The sequence below is a fragment of the Mucilaginibacter rubeus genome, assembly GCF_003286415.2.
In the GTDB taxonomy this organism is placed as follows: Bacteria; Bacteroidota; Bacteroidia; order Sphingobacteriales; family Sphingobacteriaceae; genus Mucilaginibacter; species Mucilaginibacter rubeus_A.
Map to the genome: position 1 here is coordinate 4,614,780 of NZ_CP043450.1, position 22,869 is coordinate 4,637,648.

Annotated in this window: 17 protein-coding genes; 11 read left to right on the forward strand and 6 right to left on the reverse strand. The window is 43.8% G+C overall.

Translation table 11 applies throughout. From position 1 onward, the window contains the following. Positions 1–128: 128 nt before the first annotated feature. A complete protein-coding gene (locus tag DEO27_RS18090; protein ID WP_112567298.1) occupies positions 129–1,940 on the reverse strand; it encodes an ATP-binding protein in 1,812 nt (603 codons plus the stop codon). A 90-nt stretch (positions 1,941–2,030) separates the two neighbouring features. After that, positions 2,031–4,679: a valine--tRNA ligase gene (locus DEO27_RS18095; RefSeq protein ID WP_112567295.1), complete on the reverse strand. Its 2,649-nt coding sequence runs from the start codon at positions 4,677–4,679 to the stop codon at positions 2,031–2,033. A gap of 825 nt (positions 4,680–5,504) precedes the next feature. Between DEO27_RS18095 and DEO27_RS18100 the strand changes: the two genes are divergently transcribed. The 4 genes from DEO27_RS18100 to mnmD all read left to right on the forward strand — a co-directional run bounded on the left by DEO27_RS18100 (position 5,505) and on the right by mnmD (position 10,432). Then, positions 5,505–7,580: a M13 family metallopeptidase gene (locus DEO27_RS18100; protein ID WP_223817985.1), complete on the forward strand. Its 2,076-nt coding sequence runs from the start codon at positions 5,505–5,507 to the stop codon at positions 7,578–7,580. A 153-nt stretch (positions 7,581–7,733) separates the two neighbouring features. Next, the gene (locus DEO27_RS18105; RefSeq protein WP_112567292.1) at positions 7,734–8,180 is read left to right on the forward strand and encodes a DUF1569 domain-containing protein; all 447 of its coding nucleotides are present in this window, start codon (positions 7,734–7,736) and stop codon (positions 8,178–8,180) included. A gap of 116 nt (positions 8,181–8,296) precedes the next feature. After that, positions 8,297–9,643, forward strand: coding sequence for an MBL fold metallo-hydrolase (locus tag DEO27_RS18110; RefSeq protein WP_112567289.1), 1,347 nt, complete (start codon positions 8,297–8,299; stop codon positions 9,641–9,643). 111 nt (positions 9,644–9,754) lie between these two features. Next, positions 9,755–10,432 (forward strand): tRNA (5-methylaminomethyl-2-thiouridine)(34)-methyltransferase MnmD, encoded by a 678-nt coding sequence (mnmD, locus tag DEO27_RS18115; protein ID WP_112567286.1) that lies wholly within the window; start codon positions 9,755–9,757, stop codon positions 10,430–10,432. Positions 10,433–10,438: 6 nt separating this feature from the next. Here the strand turns inward: mnmD and DEO27_RS18120 are convergent, their stop codons facing one another. Continuing rightward, a complete protein-coding gene (locus tag DEO27_RS18120; protein ID WP_112567283.1) occupies positions 10,439–11,269 on the reverse strand; it encodes a hypothetical protein in 831 nt (276 codons plus the stop codon). Positions 11,270–11,408: 139 nt separating this feature from the next. On the opposite strand from DEO27_RS18120, the gene mazG reads away from it, so the two are divergent. The 5 genes from mazG (at position 11,409) to DEO27_RS18145 (ending at position 15,719) form a co-directional block, all read left to right on the forward strand. Next, positions 11,409–12,212 carry a nucleoside triphosphate pyrophosphohydrolase gene (gene mazG / locus DEO27_RS18125; RefSeq protein WP_112568113.1) on the forward strand — a complete coding sequence of 268 codons (804 nt, stop codon included), beginning with the start codon at positions 11,409–11,411 and terminating at the stop codon, positions 12,210–12,212. Positions 12,213–12,289: 77 nt separating this feature from the next. Beyond that, positions 12,290–12,718 carry a hypothetical protein gene (locus tag DEO27_RS18130; protein WP_112567280.1) on the forward strand — a complete coding sequence of 143 codons (429 nt, stop codon included), beginning with the start codon at positions 12,290–12,292 and terminating at the stop codon, positions 12,716–12,718. Between the two features lie 175 nt (positions 12,719–12,893). Continuing rightward, positions 12,894–13,448: an RNA polymerase sigma factor gene (locus tag DEO27_RS18135; RefSeq protein WP_112567276.1), complete on the forward strand. Its 555-nt coding sequence runs from the start codon at positions 12,894–12,896 to the stop codon at positions 13,446–13,448. Continuing rightward, the gene (locus tag DEO27_RS18140; RefSeq protein ID WP_112567272.1) at positions 13,441–14,970 is read left to right on the forward strand and encodes an outer membrane beta-barrel protein; all 1,530 of its coding nucleotides are present in this window, start codon (positions 13,441–13,443) and stop codon (positions 14,968–14,970) included. Before DEO27_RS18135 ends, DEO27_RS18140 begins: the two co-directional genes overlap by 8 nt. Beyond that, positions 14,967–15,719 carry an outer membrane beta-barrel protein gene (locus DEO27_RS18145; protein WP_112567268.1) on the forward strand — a complete coding sequence of 251 codons (753 nt, stop codon included), beginning with the start codon at positions 14,967–14,969 and terminating at the stop codon, positions 15,717–15,719. The genes DEO27_RS18140 and DEO27_RS18145 overlap by 4 nt, the downstream gene beginning before the upstream one ends. 1 nt (position 15,720) lies before the next feature. Here the strand turns inward: DEO27_RS18145 and DEO27_RS18150 are convergent, their stop codons facing one another. Then, positions 15,721–16,941: an ABC transporter permease gene (locus DEO27_RS18150; RefSeq protein WP_112567263.1), complete on the reverse strand. Its 1,221-nt coding sequence runs from the start codon at positions 16,939–16,941 to the stop codon at positions 15,721–15,723. Positions 16,942–17,027: 86 nt separating this feature from the next. On the opposite strand from DEO27_RS18150, the gene DEO27_RS18155 reads away from it, so the two are divergent. Both DEO27_RS18155 and fmt read left to right on the forward strand, forming a co-directional pair. After that, positions 17,028–18,269, forward strand: a complete 1,242-nt coding sequence (locus tag DEO27_RS18155) for an exo-beta-N-acetylmuramidase NamZ domain-containing protein (protein WP_112568111.1) — start codon at positions 17,028–17,030, stop codon at positions 18,267–18,269. A gap of 32 nt (positions 18,270–18,301) precedes the next feature. After that, a complete protein-coding gene (fmt, locus tag DEO27_RS18160) occupies positions 18,302–19,219 on the forward strand; it encodes a methionyl-tRNA formyltransferase (RefSeq protein WP_112567256.1) in 918 nt (305 codons plus the stop codon). Positions 19,220–19,428: 209 nt separating this feature from the next. On the opposite strand, the gene DEO27_RS18165 is transcribed toward fmt, so the two are convergent. Continuing rightward, a complete protein-coding gene (locus tag DEO27_RS18165; protein WP_112567249.1) occupies positions 19,429–21,387 on the reverse strand; it encodes a M1 family metallopeptidase in 1,959 nt (652 codons plus the stop codon). A 66-nt stretch (positions 21,388–21,453) separates the two neighbouring features. Next, complete coding sequence (locus DEO27_RS18170) at positions 21,454–22,728, reverse strand: anthranilate synthase component I family protein (protein WP_223817986.1); 1,275 nt, start codon at positions 22,726–22,728, stop codon at positions 21,454–21,456. Between the last annotated feature and the right edge of the window lie 141 nt (positions 22,729–22,869).

Genomic DNA, 22,869 nt, shown 5'->3' on the forward strand with positions numbered 1-22,869 from the left:
TGGGATTAAGTACTGGCAGGGAGGGGTTTATACGCTTTTTCAATGATCGGCCTTCTCGCTGCGCCCCTCCCTACACCCTTCCGACGGAGGGAATCGCACACGCACCATTTTATCAGGCCATTAAAATCTTACCCCACCCTTTTCCTCACGGCGTAATTATTAAGCTTCTCCAGCAGGTCATCCGGTTTAAATGGTTTTGCTACATAGTCGTTCATGCCGGCCTCGTAAACCTGTTCCTTGATATCAAAAAGGGCCGAAGCTGTAAGCGCGATGATAGGCACACCTGATTTTTTCGGGTCGGCCATTTTACGGATCTCTTTTGAGGCATCAAAACCGTTCATCACCGGCATCTGCAAATCCATTAATACAATATCAAAATTACCATATTGCATAAACTCAACCGCTCGTTCACCGTTTTCGGCAATGGTTGGGTTAATGCTCCATTTACTCAGCAGTTTTTTCATCAACATTACATTCACCATGTTGTCCTCAGCAATAAGCACACGCAGGGAGGCAAGCGTATCTTCCGCCGATTGCTTTGCCTGCGGCGCGGCAACTGCTTCAGGCACTACTTCTGTTGATACCGGGAATTCCATATTAAACGAGAACTCGGATCCGTGCCCCGTCATGCTGTTAACCGTCATTTGCAGGCCTTGCAGCTCAAGCAATCGTTTAACAATAGCCAGCCCCAAACCGGTGCCACCATATTCACGTGTAGTAGCTAATGATTCCTGCGTAAAAGGTTCAAATATATTTTCAAGGTTTTCCTTTTTAATACCAATACCCGTATCCCTTATCGAAAAATTAACGGTAACCATGTTGTGCCTGTCTTCCACGCATGTAACCCTCACCCATATGTTTCCCTGCGCCGTAAATTTTATAGCGTTACTCACCAGGTTAAAAATGATTTGGGTAATACGGGTAGGATCGCCAAAAAGCACTTTATTTTTCAGCGAGCTATCAACATCAAGCTTAAACAACAATCCTTTTTCTTCGGCTTTTAATATTTGACCGCCGCAAATATTGTTCATCAGCTCAATAAGATTGAACCTGATGTTTTCAAACACTATTTTGCCAGATTCTATTTTGCTGAAATCGAGCACATCATTAACAATAGCCAGTAAGTTATTGGCCGAAAACTTAAGTACTTCAAGGTTCTCGCGCTGATCGGGCCGAGGGCCGCTCATCATGAGCAAGTTGCTCATCCCTATAACAGCATTTAAAGGCGTACGGATTTCGTGCGACATGGTTGACAGGAACTCGGATTTTGCCTGGGCCGATTTTTCTGCCTTCTCAATAGCGGTTTCCATTTTATTGTAAAGCCGGGCTTGTTCCGCACTGCTATCTTTAAGATGCTTGATATTTTTTAAGAAAGCCGTATAAAAATGGCTGTGGATAAATATGAGCAGTATAAAATTGGCAAACAGGCTAATGATAATAGTCGACTGGTCAATTTTATTAGGCTTAATACCGATAACGTACCCGCTGTTATATTCAATGATCATAAATACCAGCACCGGCACCGTATTGAGCAACGAATAAATAAGCCCCCATTGCTGCCCCAGCATGTAATAACTAAATACGATAACAATGATAATTACCTGTACTGTAATGATATTTACAGTTTGTATAGAAACATAAACCAAACTGGCATTAACAAGAGTACCTACCACAAGCAGGGCATGTGCCGCGCCACGCCAGTCGGGCCGCCAGGTTAAATATTTAAATAACAATACTACCGATCCCATTAAAACCAGGGCGGTTTGGGCAAGCATCCGCTGGCCCTGGAAATAAACGTTGAGGTATAGCGCCCCAAGGGCTACAAAAATAAGGAAGAACCCATAATACAATAAACGGATACGGGCCTGGTCAAGGAACGGCTGCTCCTTCGACAAGATTTTATAAATTGATAAGTTGAAGAAACTTACTTTTTTACTCATATTCAGAACTTAACATTGGCCATGTAACTTGAACAAGTTAGCATACGTATTGTACGCTAACTTGTTATACAAAGCCGGTAAGTTCTGCAATTAGCAAGCCAAAGCTGCCAGGTTTTCTTCTATGATAGTTAATTTGGCTTCGGCATCTGCCTTTTTCTTTTGCTCAACCTCAACCACTTCGGGTTTGGCGTTGGCCATAAACCGCTCATTGCCCAGTTTAGCATTAACAGATTTCAGGAAGCCCAGCAGATATTCCTGCTCTTTTTTCAACCTCGCGCACTCAGCAACCGGATCAATTTCTTCGCTGAACGGAATATAGAATTCGTCGGTTGAAGCTAAGAAATTTATAGCTCCGTCAACTTTATCGGTAACGGTTTCAAACTTGCTGATATTACCAAGCCTGGTAATGATGGCCTGATATTGGTTATATTCGATACCAGAATTTGATTTAACAAATAATTCAAGCGGTTCCTTATCCGATATTTGTTTTGTTTTACGAGTATTCCTGATAGAAGTAACGATATCTTTTACTATCTCAACCTCAGCCAATAAGCGTGAATTTATTTCCCCAATAGCGGGCAATTGCGCTACAATACAGCAGTCTTTTTCAGCACGTTCGCCAAATAGTTCGTCATGCCATAACTCTTCGGTAAGGAAAGGCATGAAAGGATGTAACACTTTTAATATATTTTCAAAAAATTGGATAGTAGCCGTGTAAGTCGTTTTATCAATCGGATGCTGATAAGCCGGCTTGATCATCTCCAGGTACCATGCGCAAAAATCGTCCCATACCAGTTTATAGGTATCCATAAGGGCCTCCGATAAACGGTATTGCGCAAAGTTAGCTTCAATTTCGGTAAGCGCCTGGTTAAACCTGTTGCCAAACCATTCAATGGCTACAGCATTGGGGTTAGCAAGGCTTTCATCAACTTCCCAACCTTTTACCAGTTTAAAGGCATTCCAAACTTTATTGGCAAAGCCCGAGCCTTGCTTGCAATAACTTTCGTCAAACATTAAGTCGTTACCGGCAGGAGAGCATAACAGCATACCTACACGTACACCATCGGCACCATAGCTCTCAATCAAATCGAGCGGATCTGGCGAGTTGCCTAACGACTTCGACATTTTACGACCGAGCTTATCCCTTACAATACCGGTAAGGTATACGTTCCTGAACGGTACTTCGCCCCTGAACTCATGACCGGCCATGATCATCCTCGCTACCCAGAAAAACAGGATTTCGGGTGCTGTAACCAGGTCATTGGTTGGGTAATAGTAATTGATATCGGCATTATCAGGATCTTTAAAACCATCAAATACCGAAATTGGCCATAACCACGATGAAAACCAGGTATCAACCACGTCTTCATCCTGCCTCAAGTCGGCAGCGGTAAGTTCCGGATTTTTCGTCTGTGCTTCCGTCAACGCCTCATCAGCGTTTTTCGCAATCACAAACTCACCACTTGGCAGGTACCAGGCCGGGATCTGTTGTCCCCACCATAGCTGGCGACTGATATTCCAATCCCTTACATTCTCCATCCAGTGGCGGTAGGTATTTACAAATTTTTCGGGAATCAGTTTAATCTCGCCATTCAATACATAATCTAAAGCTGGTTTAGCCATCTCGCCCATCTTGCAAAACCATTGCATTGATAGCTTAGGCTCAATAACCGCGTTGGTACGTTCCGAAAAACCAACCTGCGATTTATACTCTTCAACTTTATCCAGTACGCCGGCTTCCTCTAATAAAACAGCTATCTTTTTACGGGCAGCAAAACGATCTTCGCCAACCAGTATCTGTGCTTTTTCGTTCAGCGTACCGTCGTCATTTAAAATATCAATAACGGGCAGGTTATGGCGCTGACCCAGTTCATAGTCATTTAAATCATGAGCAGGGGTAACCTTCAAACAGCCGGTACCAAAATCCATAGTTACGTAGTTATCCAGTATCACCGGTATCTCGCGGTTGATAAGCGGGATGTATACCTTTTTACCATGCAGGTGCAGGTAACGCTCATCATTAGGGTTGATACAGATCGCTGCATCAGCCATAATGGTTTCCGGACGCGTGGTAGCGATGGTCAGGTAGTCTGAAGCCTGAAGTTCTGAGTCCGAAGTTTGACTTACAACTTTATACTTAATATAATAAAGCTTCTGATTTACCTCTTTACGGTTAACTTCCTCATCACTTACCGCGGTTTTACCTTGTGGATCCCAGTTGATCATTCGGATACCGCGATAGATCAATCCTTTTTTATACAGGTGAATGAAAGTATCAATAACCGCTTCCGAAAGGCTCTCGTCCATAGTAAACCTGGTACGGTCCCAATCGCACGAAGCGCCTAATTTTTTAAGCTGCTCCAGGATAATGCCGCCGTATTTTTCCTTCCACTCCCAGGCGTAGGTTAAAAACTCTTCGCGGGTAAGGTCTTTTTTGCTGATGCCTCGCTCTTTAAGCATGGCAACAACTTTAGCTTCAGTGGCAATACTGGCGTGATCTGTACCGGGAACCCAGCAGGCATTTTTACCTTTCATACGGGCGCGGCGAACCAGCACATCCTGTATCGTATTGTTAAGCATGTGGCCCATGTGCAAAACCCCGGTAACGTTTGGCGGCGGAATGACTATTGTATAAGGCTCGCGCTCATCAGGCACCGACTTAAAAAAGCCGTGCTGCAACCAGTAACTGTACCATTTTTCTTCGGTTTCTTTGGGGATATATGTTTTAGCAATACTCATAACGCGCAAAAATACGATAGTTAGCGGTTCATAGCCAAAGGTTGACGGTTTTTTTTGTGGGTTGATTGTTGATGGTTCATAGTCGATAGATCATGGTTCATGGTAGAAGGTAGAAGGTAGTTCATTGTTCATAGATCATGGTTCATCGCAGAAGATAGGTTTGATCTGATTGTTTATAGAAGGATAAATGCGGAGGCTGCGTTAGGGATGGTAGTGGAAAGCCCGCAGCGTGTGGAGGAAATGCGCGGGGCAAGGCGAGGACATGCAACGTACAGCCCGGCCCGTCAGCTGACGGGAACGCCCGCATAAAGAAATAAATGGTGATGGTTTAAGGTTAGCGGGTTTGTCTGAACTCGATTTTTTTGAATTAAAGAATTAACAGAATGCCAGGTAAATTCAGTAAATTCTCAAAATTCGTTTAATTCGAGTTCAGACGTGGGCGTTCCCGTCAGCTGACGGGCCGGGCTGTACGCTCATACACCTGCAGGCATTACGCTCATGGCTGGTATCCGCTACCATCCCTAACGCAAAAACGTTTTCTTTTTAAACATTATCTATACAACCATACACCTATCCCCATAACCATGATCTATGAACTATCAACCATGAACTATCACTCCCACAATATTTTTACAATTAACCAGTTATAATAAATGTAACATTCAAATTGTCATGAAAACAATGCCTTTTCACCGCTTTTGGCTTGATGTTTTGAAAAAAACCAAACTCGAAGCCATCATTAATTGGTTCAATCATTAAAGGCCAGCCCCCGCCTTTTTTTGCGTAATACCTGCTATTTATTAACTTTAATTTTTAAGTATTGACATGAAATTAAAGTTTAACTATTTATTGCTGGCTGCCGGCCTTGGTATGTCGGTAAATGTTTTCGCTGCTGACGGGCCTAAACCCGTAAAAACCAGGCATAAAACTGCTACCCCTCCTCAAAAGTTTATTGATCCCGCCAATATGGACCTGAGCGTAAAGCCGGGCGACGATTTTTTTGAATATGCCAATGGCGGCTGGTTAAAACAAAATGGCATCCCAGCTAAGGAAACCCGTTGGGGAAGTTTTAACATTCTTCGCCAGGAAAATACGGATAAACTGCTTGGTCTGTTGAAAGAAGTTAGCCAAACTTCAGCGTCGGAACCTAAAGGAAGTTTGAAACAGCGTGTTGGCGACCTGTACGCCAGTGGCATGGATAGTTTAACTATCGAAAAACGCGGTTATGATCCCGTTAAACCCGATTTGCAGCGTATTGATAAGATAAAAACCCTCGACGATTTTATTAACGAGCTTACTTATGAACGTGTTAATGGAATTGGCTCACCAATTTTTAGGGCAGGAGTTGATCAGGACGATAAAAACGTTAATAAATATGTAATAAGCCTTGGCCAGGGGGGTACTACCCTACCCGACAGGGACTATTACCTCAAAAACGATCCCCGGTCGAAAAAAGCGCAGGATGCCTTAAAAAAGCTGATCACCACTTTATTTACCCTTAGCGGAAGCAGCGCCGATGAGGCCGCGAAAAACACCGCCATAGTTTACGACCTGGAATATACCTGGGCCAGGGCGCAATGGAGCCGTGTGGCCATGCGCGATCCGCATGTTACTTACAACAAGTTTCTGGTGACCGATTTTGAGAAGCAAACCCCACACTTAAAATGGTCGAAAATATTACCGGCCCTTAATATGGGTGGTCAGGACAGCATCATAGTTGGTCAGCCTTCGTTTTTCAAAACCATGGATTCAACATTTGCAGCTACTCCCATTGCCAAATGGAAAGTTTACCTGCGCTGGAATATATTAAGGGGCTGTGCAGCTCATTTAAGCTCTGATTTTGTTAATGCAAACTTTGCTTATACCAGTGCGTTAAGCGGTCAAAAAGTACAAACTCCGCGTACTGAGCGCATGAGCGCCCTGGTTGATAGCTACCTTGGCGAATTATTGGGACAGCTTTTTGTTGAAAAATACTTTACGCCAGCCGCAAAGCAATATATGGTTGAACTGGTGAATAACCTGAAAGAAACCCTTGGCGATCGCATTAAACGCCTTGACTGGATGAGCCCGGCAACCAAAGAACGTGCGCTTAAAAAACTAAATGCCTTTACCGTAAAAATTGGCTACCCGGATAATTGGGAAAAATATAACGGCATTGTAATTAACCGTGATGATTATTTCGGTAACCTGCGTGCCGCAAGCAAATGGCGTTACAATTTTAACGTGAGCCACTTAGGCAAACCGGTTGATAAAACCCGCTGGGGTATGACGCCGCCAACAGTTAATGCCTATTACAACCCAACCAATAACGAGATCGTGTTCCCGGCAGGTATTCTGCAGTTTCCTTTCTTTGATTTTAAGGCTGATGATGCTGTTAACTATGGTGGCATTGGTGCCGTAATTGGCCACGAAATGACCCACGGCTTTGATGACCAGGGCCGCCAGTACGATGCCGATGGCACCCTGCGCGACTGGTGGACCAAAGAGGATGCCGATAAATTCAAATCGCGTGCCGACCAGGTAGTTAACCAATACAATGCTTTCACTGTAGTTGATACCCTGCACGTAAACGGTAAGCTTACCCTTGGCGAAAACCTTGCTGACCTTGGCGGTTTAAACATTGCTTACGAGGCGTTCAGCAAAACCAAACAGGGCCAGTCGGCTAATACCATTGATGGTTTTACGCCCGATCAGCGTTTCTTCCTGTCATGGGCACAGGTATGGCGTTCTTCGCAAACTCCGGAATCGGCAGCCCAAAGGATCCTGACAGATCCTCACTCGCCTGAGCGTTTCCGCACCAATGCGCCTATAACCAATATCAATGCATGGTACAAAGCCTTTGATATAAAGCCGGGCGATAAAATGTATAAAAAACCTGAGGACAGGACTAAAATCTGGTAATCAAACCCTTTTTATAATGACAGGCCCGGTGATGAACCGGGCCTGTTTTGTTTTATAGTTTATTGGCATAAATCCGCCCTGTATATGGCTCAAAAACGCCTATGCCATATTGTAATTTCGTGATAACTTTATGGTATAAACCTTTTAAAACAAATGAAAACAATATTTGATAAAGAAACCCGCGACGGCCTGATAACCCGGATCAATTCAGTTAATGAAAATAGCCAGCCGCAATGGGGTAAAATGAATGTTTATCAAATGCTGAAACATTGCACCCTTTCTGATGAGATGTACCTGGGCATTACCCATTATAAACGCGCGTTTATTGGCAGGCTATTTGGCAAAGTAGCACTGAAGGGGATGCTCAAGGATGATAGTCCGCTGGCAAAAAACAATCCCACCGTTCCGCAATGCAAAGTAACAGAGCCAGGTGGTGATGTAGCAGCGCAGAAACAGCAGTGGATTAATCTGGTTGAAGAATACGGCAGGACTCCCAAAACTGATTTTGAACATACCTTTTTTGGAAAAATGACCAGGGAGCAAATGGGGCAATTAGCTTATAAACATATCGACCACCATTTGAGGCAGTTTAGTAATTAGAGATAAACTATCATAAACCAGTTTCACAAGTTTACACAAAGCCGATCAATATTTACACCAGTTAAACATTGTGCAAATAAAACATATTGCCTAAGCATTATCTTTGCAGGCAAAATATGATCATTCAACAATTTTACGATAAAGGCCTGGCGCATGGTTCATATGCCGTGATCCGCACAGGCAAAATGATAGTTATTGACCCGGCGCGTGATCCGCAGCCTTATTATGATTTCGCGGCCCAGCATGATGCCGACATTGTGGGTGTTATAGAAACCCACCCTCATGCCGATTTCGTGAGTTCGCATCTCGAAATTCATGAAACCACGGGCGCTGTCATTTACTGCAGTAAATTAACAGGTGCGGCGTACCCGCACGAAACATTTGATGACGGCGACGTTATTCAACTCAATGATATTAAACTAAAGTCCATCAATACCCCTGGCCACTCGCCCGACTCAATCTGTATTTTGCTAATAGACGAAGAGGGCCGCGAAACAGCCATCTTTACCGGTGATACCCTGTTTGTTGGTGATGTAGGCCGCCCAGACTTAAGGGAAAACGTGGGCAATATCACTGCTAAAAAAGAAGAGCTTGCCCGTCAGATGTTCCAGAGCACCCGGCAAAAGATCATGACCTTGCCTAAAAACGTAATAGTTTACCCGGCGCACGGCCCCGGCTCACTATGTGGCAAAAGCATGAGCCCCGATCTGGAAAGCACCATTGGCCGCGAATTGCGTGAAAACTATGCCTTACAATTGATGGATGAGCTGGAGTTTGTTAAAACCCTCACTACCGATCAGCCTTTTATGCCAAAATACTTCGGCCGTGATGTGGAGTTGAATAAAAATGGTGTATCCGGCTTTGAGGGCAGCATTGTTGCTGTACCACGTATTGATGCAGACAGTGTTTTGGAAAACGGTATTTTGATAGTTGATAGTCGCCCCAAAGCACAATTCAGGAGTGGTCACCTGCATGGTGCCATTAACCTGCAGGACGGTGAAAAGTTTGAAACCTGGCTGGGTTCTATTATCGGTCCGGATGAGCAATTTTACCTCATTGCCGAGAGTGATGACAAGCTTGATACCCTGATTAAAAAAGCAGCTAAAATTGGCTATGAGCAAAATATCAAAGCCGCGCTATTAGCCCCTGCTATTACCGATGAAGTATCAGTTGATCTGGATTTAGAACTGTTCAAAGCAAACGAAAACTCCTATACAGTGGTTGATGTTCGTAATCATGGCGAAGTTGCCGCAGGCAAGGTATTTAAAAATGCCATCAGCATTCCCCTGCCTGAGCTACGCGAACGGGTTGGCGAGATCCCTGCTGATAAACCAATTGTAGTACACTGTGCGGCCGGTTACCGTTCAGCTGCAGGTGTAAGCATTGTTTCGGCAGCTATTACAACTGTACCGGTTTATGACCTGGGCGAGGTTGTAACGGAGATGATGAAGGAAGTGCACTAATAGTTCATGGATGATAGCTCATGGTTCATGGCCAATAAAGCCATGAACCGGTGAGCTATCATCTATAAATCATAAACTAAGAATGCCACTCAAAACTATGAACCATCATCCATGAACCATGAACTAACAATAGTCGCCACAGCCGACGGCTCCAATACCATTTACAATGCCGAAGTAGGCGAACATTACCACTCGCGTCATGGGGCCTTGCAGGAGAGTTTGCACGTATTTGTTAAATCGGGTTTGCAATATTTTCTGGAACGGAATGATACCGCCGAAGTAAGCATCCTTGAAGTAGGTTTTGGTACCGGCCTCAATTTTTTGTTAACTGCCGATGCCTGCAACAATAAGCAGATACAGTTAAACTACACCGGCATTGAAGCTTACCCGGTAAATGCCGGTATGATGTTGCAAACCGGCTATCAGCAATACATTCCGGAATTGCTGTGGCAGCAGTTCAATGAGAGTTACGCTAATGCCCTAACCGGTAAAGTTGAGCTTAACGCAACCACCCAACTGCATATCGCTCATAGCAAGCTTTTAGATTTTAGAACGCACGAGCAGTTTGATATCATCTATTTTGATGCATTTGCCGCCATTCATCAACCCGAAATGTGGAACGAGGAAGCTATTGGTCATACCGTTAGCTTTTTAAAACCGGGTGGCGTGTTTGTTACCTATGCCATTACCGGCAACCTGAAGCGTATGCTCAAAAGCATGGGCTTTAAAGTAGAAAAAGCGCCCGGAGCACCCGGTAAACGCGAAATGCTCAGGGCGGTAAAGCTTTAATTTATATCACAGGAACCTGAAGCCTACATTAAACTTCAATGTAAAACCATTGGTAGTAGGCAATTCGCGGTAAGCAAACTGGCCCTGGGTGGCGGCACTACGGGTAGCATAAATAATTGGACCCCCGCAAAGCGAAAACGCCAGACGCGAATTAACAGGAGCATAATTAAGCGATGGGCCAATCAATAAACGGGCGCCGCCTTCGGCTTCATCCGCTTCCCAAAAGCCTTCCAGATCTTGCCCTACGGCTTCAAAACCACCAAATAGTTGTCCGGAGATATGACGATGTACACCTACACTGGTGATCAGATCTAAGCCATCGCGATTGGTCGCGAAAGCTTTTTCAAAGCGAAGGTTAGCACCAAGTTTCCAATTTGATACTTCGTAAGCTGCAGTAATACGGCTAAATGCTACGGCATCGCTGTTAAACTCTCTTCTGAAACCCAAACTGGCACCTGCCCTGAAACCCATCGGCTGGTTACCGCCGATAAAGTCACGCAATACTTCGGCTTGTTGCAGCGTGCGTACGCCACCATTATTACTAAAACCTGTACCCAGCATGGCCATTAGTGTAAACTTATTGCCAAGGTATCCTTTAGCCGAAAAATTTTGATCGACACCATCAAATCCCAATGGGGTAACGGTGCGCTCGCCATAACCGCCCGAATAGTTTAAACTCCAGTTACGGCCTTGTGGGTTAAGCGTACTCACAGTAAACAGGAAAGGCTGTGGCTGACTAAAAGTACTGTTAGCCATATCGCCAACAGGCTGTTGCTGCGCATAGCTTGTTTTAAATATCGAAACAAAAAGAAGAATAAACAGGTAAGTTTTTCTCATGGTAAAATGTATTTATCAGGTAGCATTAACAATTGGCTAATAAAATTAATTAATGTTAGCTTAAAATTAATGATACTGTAAGTTTTCATTAAAGATGTTATCATACCTTTGCGGTATAAGCATTCATTATAAATATTTTATGCCTTTAAAAGCCCCTGAAACCGCGCCTACCGCTGCAATAGCGTTTGACAGATTACTCATTATCATGAACGACCTGCGGGCCAATTGCCCCTGGGATAAAAAGCAAACGCTTGAAAGCCTGCGCCACCTTACCATTGAAGAAACTTATGAGCTAAGCGATGCCATTTTAGGCGGCGATATGCCCGAAATAAAAAAGGAGCTTGGCGATATTATGCTGCACCTGGTGTTCTACGCCAAAATTGCTTCCGAAACCAATGATTTTACAATCACCGATGTTTTGAACGGTGTTTGTGATAAGCTGATCAATCGCCACCCGCATATTTATGGCGATGTTGAGGTGCAGAATGAAGAGGATGTTAAACGCAACTGGGAGCAGATCAAGCTTAAAGAAGGTAACAAATCTGTTTTAGGTGGTGTGCCTGCATCCTTGCCAGCGTTGGTAAAAGCATCACGCATTCAGGAAAAGGCCCGTGGGGTTGGGTTTGATTGGGAAGAGAAAAGCCAGGTTTGGGCCAAGGTTGAGGAAGAGATGCAGGAGTTTAAAAACGAGTTTAATGCCGAAGATGAAAGCACCATTGATCATGAAAGGGCCGAAGCCGAATTTGGCGACCTGCTGTTTTCATTGATCAATTATGCCCGCTTTATTAACATTAATCCTGAAAACGCCCTGGAAAAAACCAATAAAAAATTCATCAAACGCTTTCAGTACCTGGAACTTAAAGCTCAGGAAAACGGTAAACAACTGCACGATATGAGCCTGGCCGAGATGGATGTTTTTTGGGATGAGGCAAAAAAACTATAAAAATACCGCGGCGAGGTGTAGCGTTTAGTTAAAAACGTGCGTAATGGTTAAAAAAAATTGATAACGAGATAAGATATATGAAACGTAATTTATTTTACCTGCTGCCATTACTGTTAACATTAGGTGTTGCCTGTTCACCAAAAAACGAGGTTGTACCGGTTGCTCAACCACAAGGTAGTTTTACCGGAACATTTGGCGCGCTGGTTAAAAAAACAACCGGCACCGGCTATGATACTATTCGGGATACTATAGCGCTAAATCTTTCTGCTACCTCTTTATTTAAAGTAGGTGCCGAAACCAGGAAGCATGTGGCCAGCTATGGAGCATTTGCTTATAACGGATATTATATCCAGTTTAATGACTCAACTGCAGTGGTGCCTGGTGTTAATAAATTCCACCTTAAAGGTGTTTACCAGTACTATTATGATGGTAGCGTATTTCAATTGCAACGTAACAGCAATGGTGATACACTTACCGTTCAGTACAATTTAAAGAAAACTAATTAACTAAAAGTCCTATTGTTTTAATTACCGTGCCGGTGCCCCTACTCGGGGTACCGGCTTTTTTTGATTACAAGAGGCAGACCATACCAGCAGATTTTTTTTATTTATTTTGTATCATTTAAATCTTCTGCTGCGTAAAGGCTTTTAAAACAACATTTAGCGGAACTAAGTACATTTAATGCATCCACCCCCTCGCATTACCGAAGAAGAGATCGTAAGGCAATGCAAAAAAGGCAGCTTAAAACACCAGGAATTGCTATATAAGCAGTTCTATGGCTACGCTATGGGTATAAGTTTGCGTTACAGCTTAAACCGCGATGACGCTCTTGAGGCTGTAAATGATGCTTTTATAAAAGTATTTAACGCAATTGGCGGCTACAATACCGATAAGCCGTTTAAAGCCTGGCTCCGCACCATTTTGGTTAACACGGCCATCGACCGACGGCGTAAAGACCTTAAATTCCAGCTTAATGTTGAATTGGAAAATGCCGCCCCAATAAGGAGTAATATGGGGCCGGTTGATAATTTAAATGCACAGGATATTTTAAAGCTGATGGTGGAGCTCCCGGCTATTCAGCGAACCATTTTTAACATGTACGAAATAGACGGCTACGATCATGATGAAATAGCCACTACGCTCGGCATACCGGTAAGCTCATCGCGCGTTTACCTGAGCAGGGCGAAAGAAAGATTAAGGAATATTTTAAGAAAAGAAGCACAAAACCATGGATGATCAGTTGGATAACGACTTAAGAGACCGCATCAGGGAAGTGTTTGATAATTACGAAGACACTACTGCTGATGAAGGCTGGCTGCTGCTCAGGGAGAGATTCCCTGCTCAGGAAAAACAGCGCCGCCCGGTTTACCTATGGTGGGCAAGCGCGGCCGCTGCCCTGTTGCTGTTTTTAAGTATAGGAATTTGGTTTGCAACAAACAAAACCAAAGTCAATAATAACACCCAAACATTTTCTGTAAAACCGTCAAAATCTGCGCAACCTCAAAACAACGCTGCAGTTGATAGTGCTACTCAAGACATTGGACCTGTACAGTCGCCTGTAACAGCTAAACAATCGCCTGCAACAAACCTTGCAAGCAATAATAGCAACACGCAATCTTCTGCTGCAAAAACCAACCCGCTTAGTGGTATATCATCAAACAACACTAACACGCTTGCAAAGAATAATGGCTCAAATAAACCGGCTGCTAACCCTGTTGTAAATCAGCCGGGAATAAAAGTGCCTGCCTTTACCCCGGTACAGACAAATCCTTTGGCTGCAAACCCGCTTAACACCATTGCTAAAACCAATGTGCCGCCTGTTACCCAACCGGCCAACAACGGAGTAATCAACGTGCCTGCAGGTAAAAAGGCCGACAGTGTTGACACTGTTTTGCCGCAAACAAATACACAGCAACTTGCCAACAACCCGGTTGTGCAGTCCCCGGTTAATAATAACCCGGTAAAAACAGCTCCGGCAAACGCTGTCCCATCGGTTGTAAAAGTTAAACCGAAGACTAATTCAATGGAGGCATTGCTGGCCAGCGATCACGATCAGCCTAAAAAGCCTGATGCCGATATGGGCGAGCGCAGGGTGAAATTCAGTGTTTATGCTGCTACCTTCTTCAACTATGCAAAGGGCAGCCAGAACCAGGTAAATGCAGGCGCGGGTTTTACATCTGATATCAGACTGAGCAAAAACCTTAAACTATCAACGGGCTTGGCACTGGCCCAAAACACACTTAACTACGATAAAAGTCAGCCGACAAACACACGTGAGGCGGTATCTTTTTCGCCGGCCTTAACTGCCGGGTACAATAGCTTGTCTGACTTTAGCAAAGTATCCGCTTCACCAACGTTTACAAATTACAATGCTAAACTGGTTGGCTTAGATATCCCGGTTAACCTTAAATATGAGTTTAATCCACAAAAAAACGACACTTATATATCGGCAGGTGTAAGTTCCGGTACTTTCATTAACGAAGCCTATACGGCAAGTTACAGTTACCCTGGCCTGGCAATGGCGGCAGGCGTGCAGGCGCAAACATCCGACGAAACAACACACAAAAGCTTTAACAGCTTTTACTTTGCCAAAACCCTGAATGTGGCATTTGGAGTTGGATACCCTTTGGGCAAATCAAATAAACTGATTATTGAACCATTTTTGAAATACCCGCTTGATGGGCTTGGGTCACAGCAGATAAAATTTGGAGCAGGCGGTTTAAACCTAAAACTGAACTTTACAACTCATAAAAAATGAAAAAGTACCTCCTTATCCTTGCCCCGTTAATGTTTAGCGGGCTAAAGCTTTGCGCCCAAAAATTAGAAGTTTCTGTACAGGCCAATACCGGTTTGTTCCATTTCGCAGGCAACTCATCAACAGCTACTACCCAGGTATTACAAGGTTCAATCACCGGCGATCCGATGAACCGGGCCAATAATCCTTATGGTAATGAAAACGCTTTAAGCTACGGCGGCGGTCTCCAGGTTCAAACTATTTCAAAAGGTGGATTTATTGTTGGTTTACAGGGAGGTTATGAATTATTGCGCAGTAAAGTTGAGGTAGATAAATATTCACCTATTACAACCGTTTTATATGGGGATTATCTACCCATCGCAGCAAACGATCCCAGTTTCACGGTAACCGGACACGTAGCTTTCCAAAGCCAAAGCATAAACCTTAATCCATACATCGGTTATCGTTTTCAGCTTAGCAAAGTTAACCTCGATATTTTACCGGGGATGGATATCGGCCTGATATTGAACAGTAAGGACAAGGGAGAGGTTAAGGACAAAGATGGTAAAATTTATAAAGTTGACTACAAGAGAAGCAAAGCACCAACCGATATCCGCTTACGCCTTGGCGCTGCTGCCAGTTACGGTCGCTATGGTTTAAATGCCAGCTTTGCCCATGGAATAAGCAATTACATGAAAGACATGGTTGGCGATGCTTCGTTTAACACGCACAGCGAATATTTCAGGTTGGGATTAAGTTACCGCTTGCTTTAAATTACTTAAACTGGATAGCTTTCACCGGCGAGATTCGGCTTACTAACGTTGATGGTATGATGAGCACCAGCAAACAGATGATCAGCGTACCAATATTGAGCAGAAGGATATCAACGCTATCAAACTCAACCGGTACAAAGGTCATGTAATAAGATGCCTGGTCGAGTTTAAAAAAGTGGGTATACGTTTGGAAGTAGCCTAAACCAATGCCTAATAGATTACCTAATAATAAGCCCAGGCCTATCAGGTAAGTAGCATTGATGAGGAATACCTTTCGGATAGCCCAGTTGGATGCCCCCATGGCTTTAAACATGCCGATCATGGCAGTCCGTTCAAGGATCATGATCAGCAGTGCCGATATCATATTGATAACAGCCACGGCTACCATCAATACCAGCATCACTATCGAATTAACATCCAGCAGGTTGAGCCATTCAAATATGGTTGGATAATCTTCTTCAATGGTATACTCTTTCAGTTTTACCGGCAAAACAGTGTCAAGCGCGTTGGCGGCATCGTTAATGTGTTCAAAATCTGATACGCGCAGTTCGTATTGGCCAATTTCATCCGGTTTCCAGTCGTTAAGACGGTTAATAAGTGATAGCGCGCCTATAACAAAGGTTTTATCTACTTCCTCAACACCGATGTTAAAAATCCCTTTTATTTTAAACTGACGTTTACGCAATGGTTCCTGCACAAAATACATCAGCAGCTTATCCCCTATTTTAAGTTTAAGCCTGTCGGCGGTTGTTTGTGAGATCATGATCTCCTTTTGCGCCTCAACCGAGTCGGCAAAACTAATGACGTCGCCGGCAACCATCATTTTTTTAAAGTAGCCCCAGTCGTAACTTTTATCAACGCCCTTAAGTACTACCCCTTCAATTTCGTTATTGGCCTTAACTATACCCGGCTTGGTAGCCACAGGCATTACATGGGTAATAAACGGACTTTTAAGTGCCCGCTTAACAAATTCCTTATCGGCAGGGAAGGAAGAACTTTGGTATGAATTGTTCAGATCGAACTTAACCACGCGGATATCCCCCGCAAAGCCTCGAACTTTATTGCGGATTTCGTGTTTAAATCCTTTAACGATAGCAAGTGACAGTATCATTACGCCAAGGCCCAGCATAATACCTATAATTGCAATGCGCACTATCAGTTTAGAGAAAGTGCGTTTTGATTTAAATGTTATACGGGCTGATATAAAAGAGGCGAAACTCAATGGCAAACTGTTTTTTTGTACCTTCGCAAATATGCGGTTTTGCTGTTAAACCTGCCACTTTTAAAATTGTTTCAACTCAATATTTTATGAATAAGATTTGTGTTTTTTTACGATTTGCCCTTATAACAGTTTTACTTGCAAACACTGCGTGCAGCCAGGCAACCGATTGTAAAAGCTGCCAAACAACATCTGTCAAAAAAAACAAAAAAATCGGCCCTATTATTCCCGGAGCCGATCAAATTCCGCTGTATATTAACTATCTTAAGGGAAAAAATATCGGGATGGTGATTAATCAAACTTCTGTTATTGGTAAAAATTTAACTGCCAGTGTAGATAGTTTGGTTCATTCCGGAGTTAGTATAAAAAAGATCTTCGGCCCCGAGCATGGTTTCAGGGGCAATGCCAGCAATGGCGCTACCGTTGGCGATGCCAAAGACCCTAAAACAGGCTTACCCGTAATATCGCTTTACGGCAACAAACACTACAAACCAACAACGGCCGATTTGAAGGGTATCGACCTGATGATATTTGACATACAAGACGTTGGCACCCGTTTTTATACTTATATATCAACCCTGCACTATGTTATGGAGGCCTGCGCCGAGAACAACGTAGAGCTAATGGTTTTTGACCGCCCCAATCCCAACGGTTATTTAATTGACGGGCCAATCCTTGATACGGTTAACCGCTCATTTGTTGGCATGCACCCCATCCCTATTGCCCATGGCATGACCATTGGCGAATATGCCCAAATGATAAACGGCGAAGGCTGGCTAAAAAATGGCGTAAAATGCAAGCTAAAGATCATTAAAGTTGCTAATTACAAACATAATTTGCCTTATACCTTACCGGTAAACCCGTCGCCAAACTTAAATACGCCGCTATCAGTTTTATTATACCCAAGCACCTGCCTGTTTGAAGGTACAACCTTTAGCTTAGGCAGGGGGACGCTTGCTCCTTTTGCTGTGCTGGGGCATCCGGCGCTAAAAGGTAAATACAGTTTTTCGTTTACGCCCAAAAGTATCCCTGGTATGAGCGAAAACCCGCCGCAGAAAGACCAGGAATGTTTTGGCATCGATCTGCAAAATATTTCGCCAAATGACATTACCGGCATGGGCGCTATCAACCTGAAATGGCTCTTAGAGTTATACCAGGCTTTCCCGGATAAAGATCATTTCTTTAACGGTTATTTTATAAAACTGGCCGGCACAGCCGAGTTAAGGAAACAGATTGAAGCAGGCAAAACTGAAGAGGAGATCCGTGCCAGCTGGCAGCCAGGTTTAGCTGCTTTTAAAGAAACAAGAAAAAAATATTTACTATACGAATAACATAATAAAGACATCTAATACCTAAACATACTATGAGAATTATATTTATGGGTACCCCCCAGTTTGCCGTTGCCTCGTTAGACGCTTTAATTAAAGCCGGGAGTGATATTGTGGCCGTTGTTACAGCGCCCGATAAACCGGCCGGAAGAGGGCAGAAGGTTAGTGAATCGGCAGTGAAACAATATGCCGAAGCCAACGGATTAAAAGTGCTGCAGCCCGAAAAATTGAAGAACGAAGATTTTATTGCTGAACTAAAAGCATTAAAAGCCGACTTGCAGGTTGTAGTAGCCTTCAGGATGCTGCCCGAAGCTGTTTGGAACATGCCACCTAAGGGCACCATAAATTTACATGCATCGTTACTACCGCAATACCGTGGCGCGGCCCCAATTAACTGGGCACTCATTAACGGCGAAAAAGAAAGCGGTGTAACTACCTTCTTTTTAAAGCACGATATCGATACCGGTAACATCCTGTTTACCGAAAAAATAACCCTTACCGGCCATGAAGATGCCGGCGAGCTGCACGACCGCCTTATGAACAAAGGCGCAGGCTTACTGGTGAAAACTGTTAAAGCGGTTGAAAGCGGCCGTTACAATGAGCACCCGCAATCGCAACTGGCCGAGGGAACCGAATTAAAACACGCTCCCAAGATTTTTAAAGATGATTGCCGGATTGACTGGACCCAGACAGCCGAATCTATTTATAACAAAATCCGCGGACTTAGTCCGGTACCAACTGTTTATACCGAGCTTAATGGCAAAAGCCTGAAAGTTTTCGCTTCTGAATACCAGGTATCTGAACCGGCTATTCAACCGGGCGGCTTTTTAAGTGATAACAAAACTTATTTAAAGTTTGCCGCTAAAGATGGTTTTGTATTATTAAAAGACATTCAGTTAGAAGGTAAGAAACGCATGGGTATCGAGGAGTTTTTAAGGGGCGTGAAGTTGTAAAGCTTCTTACAGAACATCAGGGTCCTCTTCGAGAGACCCTGATAGGACAAAAAACGCAGCGAACTAATAATATATAAATGTCATTGCGAGCGAAGCGTGGCAACCGCATGCTATACAGAGCAGATTTGCTTTCGTGCGATTGCTTCGTTCCTCGCAATGACATGATGAAGAATGAGCCAGCATACTCTTCGTTTCCTACATAAAACAGTCTACTTCTTCACCTCGTAACTATTATTGCTCCTATCCACATCCGGATAGATCTTATCCGGGTCGATAATCACTTTGGCGACAGCCGCTTTTTTATCGCCGGTAAAAGTATAAACACTGCTGTATTCCCAAATCTCAACCGGAAACCCACGATGCTCTTTTGATCCATCGGCATAGGTTATTTCAACCACTAACGGCATTGCAGCCTTATCCATGTTTTCGATTGTGATAACAGGCAGGCCATCTGCCGGACTATCTACTTTAGTTATTTTCTGATCGAGGCGATAGTTTTCGAGAAACATGGACTTCCAGAACCAGGTCAGGTCCTCCCCTGCCGAACTGTCTATGCTCCTGAAAAAGTCCCACGGAGTTGGATGCTTGTAGGCCCAGTCGCGGATGTATTTTCTGAAAGCACGGTCAAAGCGCTCAGGTCCCAATATCTGGTTACGCAGAAGCGCCAATGAATAAGCTACCTTTTGATATTGTAACGGATAAACCTGGTTGCCAGGCAAAGCATCTGGCCGGGTAACGATAGGCAACAATTGCTCGGTAAACAATGAATCAAGGGGGCTATCGATCTCAACGTAGCCTATAAACTCGCCTTTGTTAAAAGCTTTGGTAGCAATTTTGTCAATGAACATATTGAACCCTTCGTCCATCCAGGCGTATTTACGCTCGTTACTGCCCACTACCATCGGGAACCAGGTATGCCCCAACTCGTGGTTTACCACAGCAAAATACATATTGCCGGTATCTTTCGCCGAGCAAAATACCATGCCGGGATACTCCATCCCATCAAGATTTGAAGCCACGTTAACCGCTTTGTTATAAGGATATGGAAACCACTTTTCAGAAAAATGCTGCAAAGTAAATTTGATGTACTCTAATGAACGCCTCCAACTGCCCTGCTTATCCGACTCTACCGGATAAAGAGAACTACCCATCACCCTTTTGCCATCAAAAAGCTTAAAACTCTCCGCTTCCCAAACAAAGGAACGGGAAGCCGTCCAGGCGAAATCCCGGGCGTTATCTAATTTAAACTTCCAGGTACAGGTAGCTTTTGCAGGCCTTGATGAGGGATCGGTTACTTCTTTCGCCGTTCTGATCTGTACCGGCACATCGCTTTGCTTAGCAGCCTGCCAGCGCTTAAGTGCTGTTGGGGTTAGCACTTCTTCAGGATTTAGCAGGTCGCCGGAGCTTTCAACAATAAGGCCCGATGGTACCGTAATATTAACCTTAAAATTGCCGTATTCCAGGTAAAACTCGCCATTACCTAAATATGGGAGCGTGTTCCAGCCTTCAACATCATCTAACACACACATCCGCGGATACCATTGCGCTACGGCATAGATGTTCCCATTTTTTGTTGGGAGGATATCGGTACGGTTAACCAGGAAGTCGGCATTTTTATAATTTACCGGGAAGTTATACTTATAACGGATGCTGAAACTTATAGACTGACCGCTTAGGAGCGGCTGCGCCAGTTCCAACTGCATGCGGGTATCATAAATATGGTATTTAATATTTCCGCCTTTGCCATCTGCAAGTTGCACACCTTCTATCTGATATCCACCATCCGGAGTAGTTTTTTCAGGATCCTGGTAAAGGAACAATTTAGATTGAATCCCACGCGAATCTTTTTTAAATACATTTTGCTCCAATTGCAACCATAATAACGAAAGCGGTTTGGGACTGTTATTGGTATAGGTGATAGTAGCAGTACCAGTTATGATATTGGTTTTATCATCAAGCGCCACATCAATCGCGTAGTCGGCCTTATTTTGCCAATAAGCGGGACCTGGTTCGCCGGTTGCTGTACGATAGGAATTACCCGATGGTAATAAGGGTTGTGCCGGGAATAAATCTGAAGGATGATACTTAGTTTGGGCTGAGGCAACATCGGTTGCTAATAAACACAGGGAAACGATAATTAGCTTTATGTTTTGTAGGGGTCTTAACATATTGACAATTAAAAGCGAATAGTGATGGTACTTTTACAGCCAATATAGTAAAAAATTGATGATTTGCTACAACACGCGAGTCCCTCCCAAAACCTCCATCACCGCGGTGGCTTTCAGCAAACATTCTTCATATTCATTTTCGGCAATTGCATGGTAAGTAATGGCCCCTCCGGCATGGAACGAAAGGTATTTGTTGGAAGAATTATAAAGTAACGAACGGATCACCACATTAAAATCAAAATCATTATCCGGACTAAAATAGCCTATAGCACCCGAATATACGCCACGCTTACTACGCTCATATTGTTCCATCAATTGCATGCAACTTACCTTTGGGGCGCCCGTCATGCTACCCATAGGAAAGGTATTCTTGATGGCCTGTACATTTGAAAGATTATCTTCTATTTCGCAAACCACGGTTGAAATCATTTGATGCACCTGCTTAAAGCTGTAAATGCCAAAAAGCTCTTCGGTTTTAACTGTACCGGGTTTGGCCGAACGGGTAAGATCATTACGCACCAAATCAACCACCATTACATTTTCCTGTAGCTCTTTAGGGTGATTACGCAGGATTTGTTTTGCCTGCTCATCGGCTTTAATGTCGTCAAGTCTTTTGGCGGTACCTTTTATGGGCTGTGATATCAGCTTGATTCCTCTTTTAGCCAAAAAGCGTTCGGGCGAGGCGCCAAGAATATAATTCCCATTCCATTTGAAAAAGGTGGAAAATGGATTAGGCGAAACCTCATTAAGCTTTGTGAAGATCTCCAGCGGCTCAATAACCACATCTTCGGCAAAAAACTCCTGGCAAAAGTTGGTGACGTAGATATCACCACGGGTGATATGTTCTTTTATCTTGTTTACCGTATCAATGTATTCCTGCCTGCTAAAGCGAGGTTTTAGGTTGATAACAGATTGTTGGGCAGACCGGACTAAGACTTGCTCATTTATTGCTTTTGCAACCTGATCCGGATGATCCGAAATGATTTCCGCCTTATCCCCTTTTATCAAAATAAGATGTTCGGGAACAAAGAAATACAGATCCGGAAAATTCAAACCATCCGGATTAGCAGATGTAAGAGCTTCTATTTCGTTTTTAAGGTCATAGCCCAGGAAGCCGGTCATCCAACCGGGATTACTCTCCCTAAATTGCTCAAGCTGATCAAAAGCGTTACCTGCATTTGCAGTAAGTTGAGCACGGGCATCCGTCGCTATCAGTGTATCAAATTTGGAATAGGGATCATTAAACCCGTTTGAATCAAGATAACACAGGGTATCAAAAGTTGCAGCCCATTGCAACGCCTTTTTCCTAAACTCCGGCAAATCATTTACCTGTACAATCACCCTGCAAAAATAACCAAGTAAATGAAATAAGGTGGTTTAATGTTTTTCAATTTGCATCATCAAATGCGGTTCGTGAGGACACGAACCGCGAGGGAGCTAAATGCATAAGGCCGGTGTAGCCGGCCTTATGCATTTTCTTAT

What these genes read in the sequence shown, in the direction of transcription:
- DEO27_RS18090 (WP_112567298.1), bottom strand. Translation starts at nt 1,940, where the DNA reads ATGAGTAAAAAAGTAAGTTTCTTCAACTTATCAATTTATAAAATCTTG.
- DEO27_RS18095 (WP_112567295.1), bottom strand. Translation starts at nt 4,679, where the DNA reads ATGAGTATTGCTAAAACATATATCCCCAAAGAAACCGAAGAAAAATGG.
- DEO27_RS18100 (WP_223817985.1), top strand. Translation starts at nt 5,505, where the DNA reads ATGAAATTAAAGTTTAACTATTTATTGCTGGCTGCCGGCCTTGGTATG.
- DEO27_RS18105 (WP_112567292.1), top strand. Translation starts at nt 7,734, where the DNA reads ATGAAAACAATATTTGATAAAGAAACCCGCGACGGCCTGATAACCCGG.
- DEO27_RS18110 (WP_112567289.1), top strand. Translation starts at nt 8,297, where the DNA reads ATGATCATTCAACAATTTTACGATAAAGGCCTGGCGCATGGTTCATAT.
- mnmD (WP_112567286.1), top strand. Translation starts at nt 9,755, where the DNA reads ATGAACCATGAACTAACAATAGTCGCCACAGCCGACGGCTCCAATACC.
- DEO27_RS18120 (WP_112567283.1), bottom strand. Translation starts at nt 11,269, where the DNA reads ATGAGAAAAACTTACCTGTTTATTCTTCTTTTTGTTTCGATATTTAAA.
- mazG (WP_112568113.1), top strand. Translation starts at nt 11,409, where the DNA reads ATGCCTTTAAAAGCCCCTGAAACCGCGCCTACCGCTGCAATAGCGTTT.
- DEO27_RS18130 (WP_112567280.1), top strand. Translation starts at nt 12,290, where the DNA reads ATGAAACGTAATTTATTTTACCTGCTGCCATTACTGTTAACATTAGGT.
- DEO27_RS18135 (WP_112567276.1), top strand. Translation starts at nt 12,894, where the DNA reads ATGCATCCACCCCCTCGCATTACCGAAGAAGAGATCGTAAGGCAATGC.
- DEO27_RS18140 (WP_112567272.1), top strand. Translation starts at nt 13,441, where the DNA reads ATGGATGATCAGTTGGATAACGACTTAAGAGACCGCATCAGGGAAGTG.
- DEO27_RS18145 (WP_112567268.1), top strand. Translation starts at nt 14,967, where the DNA reads ATGAAAAAGTACCTCCTTATCCTTGCCCCGTTAATGTTTAGCGGGCTA.
- DEO27_RS18155 (WP_112568111.1), top strand. Translation starts at nt 17,028, where the DNA reads ATGAATAAGATTTGTGTTTTTTTACGATTTGCCCTTATAACAGTTTTA.
- fmt (WP_112567256.1), top strand. Translation starts at nt 18,302, where the DNA reads ATGAGAATTATATTTATGGGTACCCCCCAGTTTGCCGTTGCCTCGTTA.
- DEO27_RS18165 (WP_112567249.1), bottom strand. Translation starts at nt 21,387, where the DNA reads ATGTTAAGACCCCTACAAAACATAAAGCTAATTATCGTTTCCCTGTGT.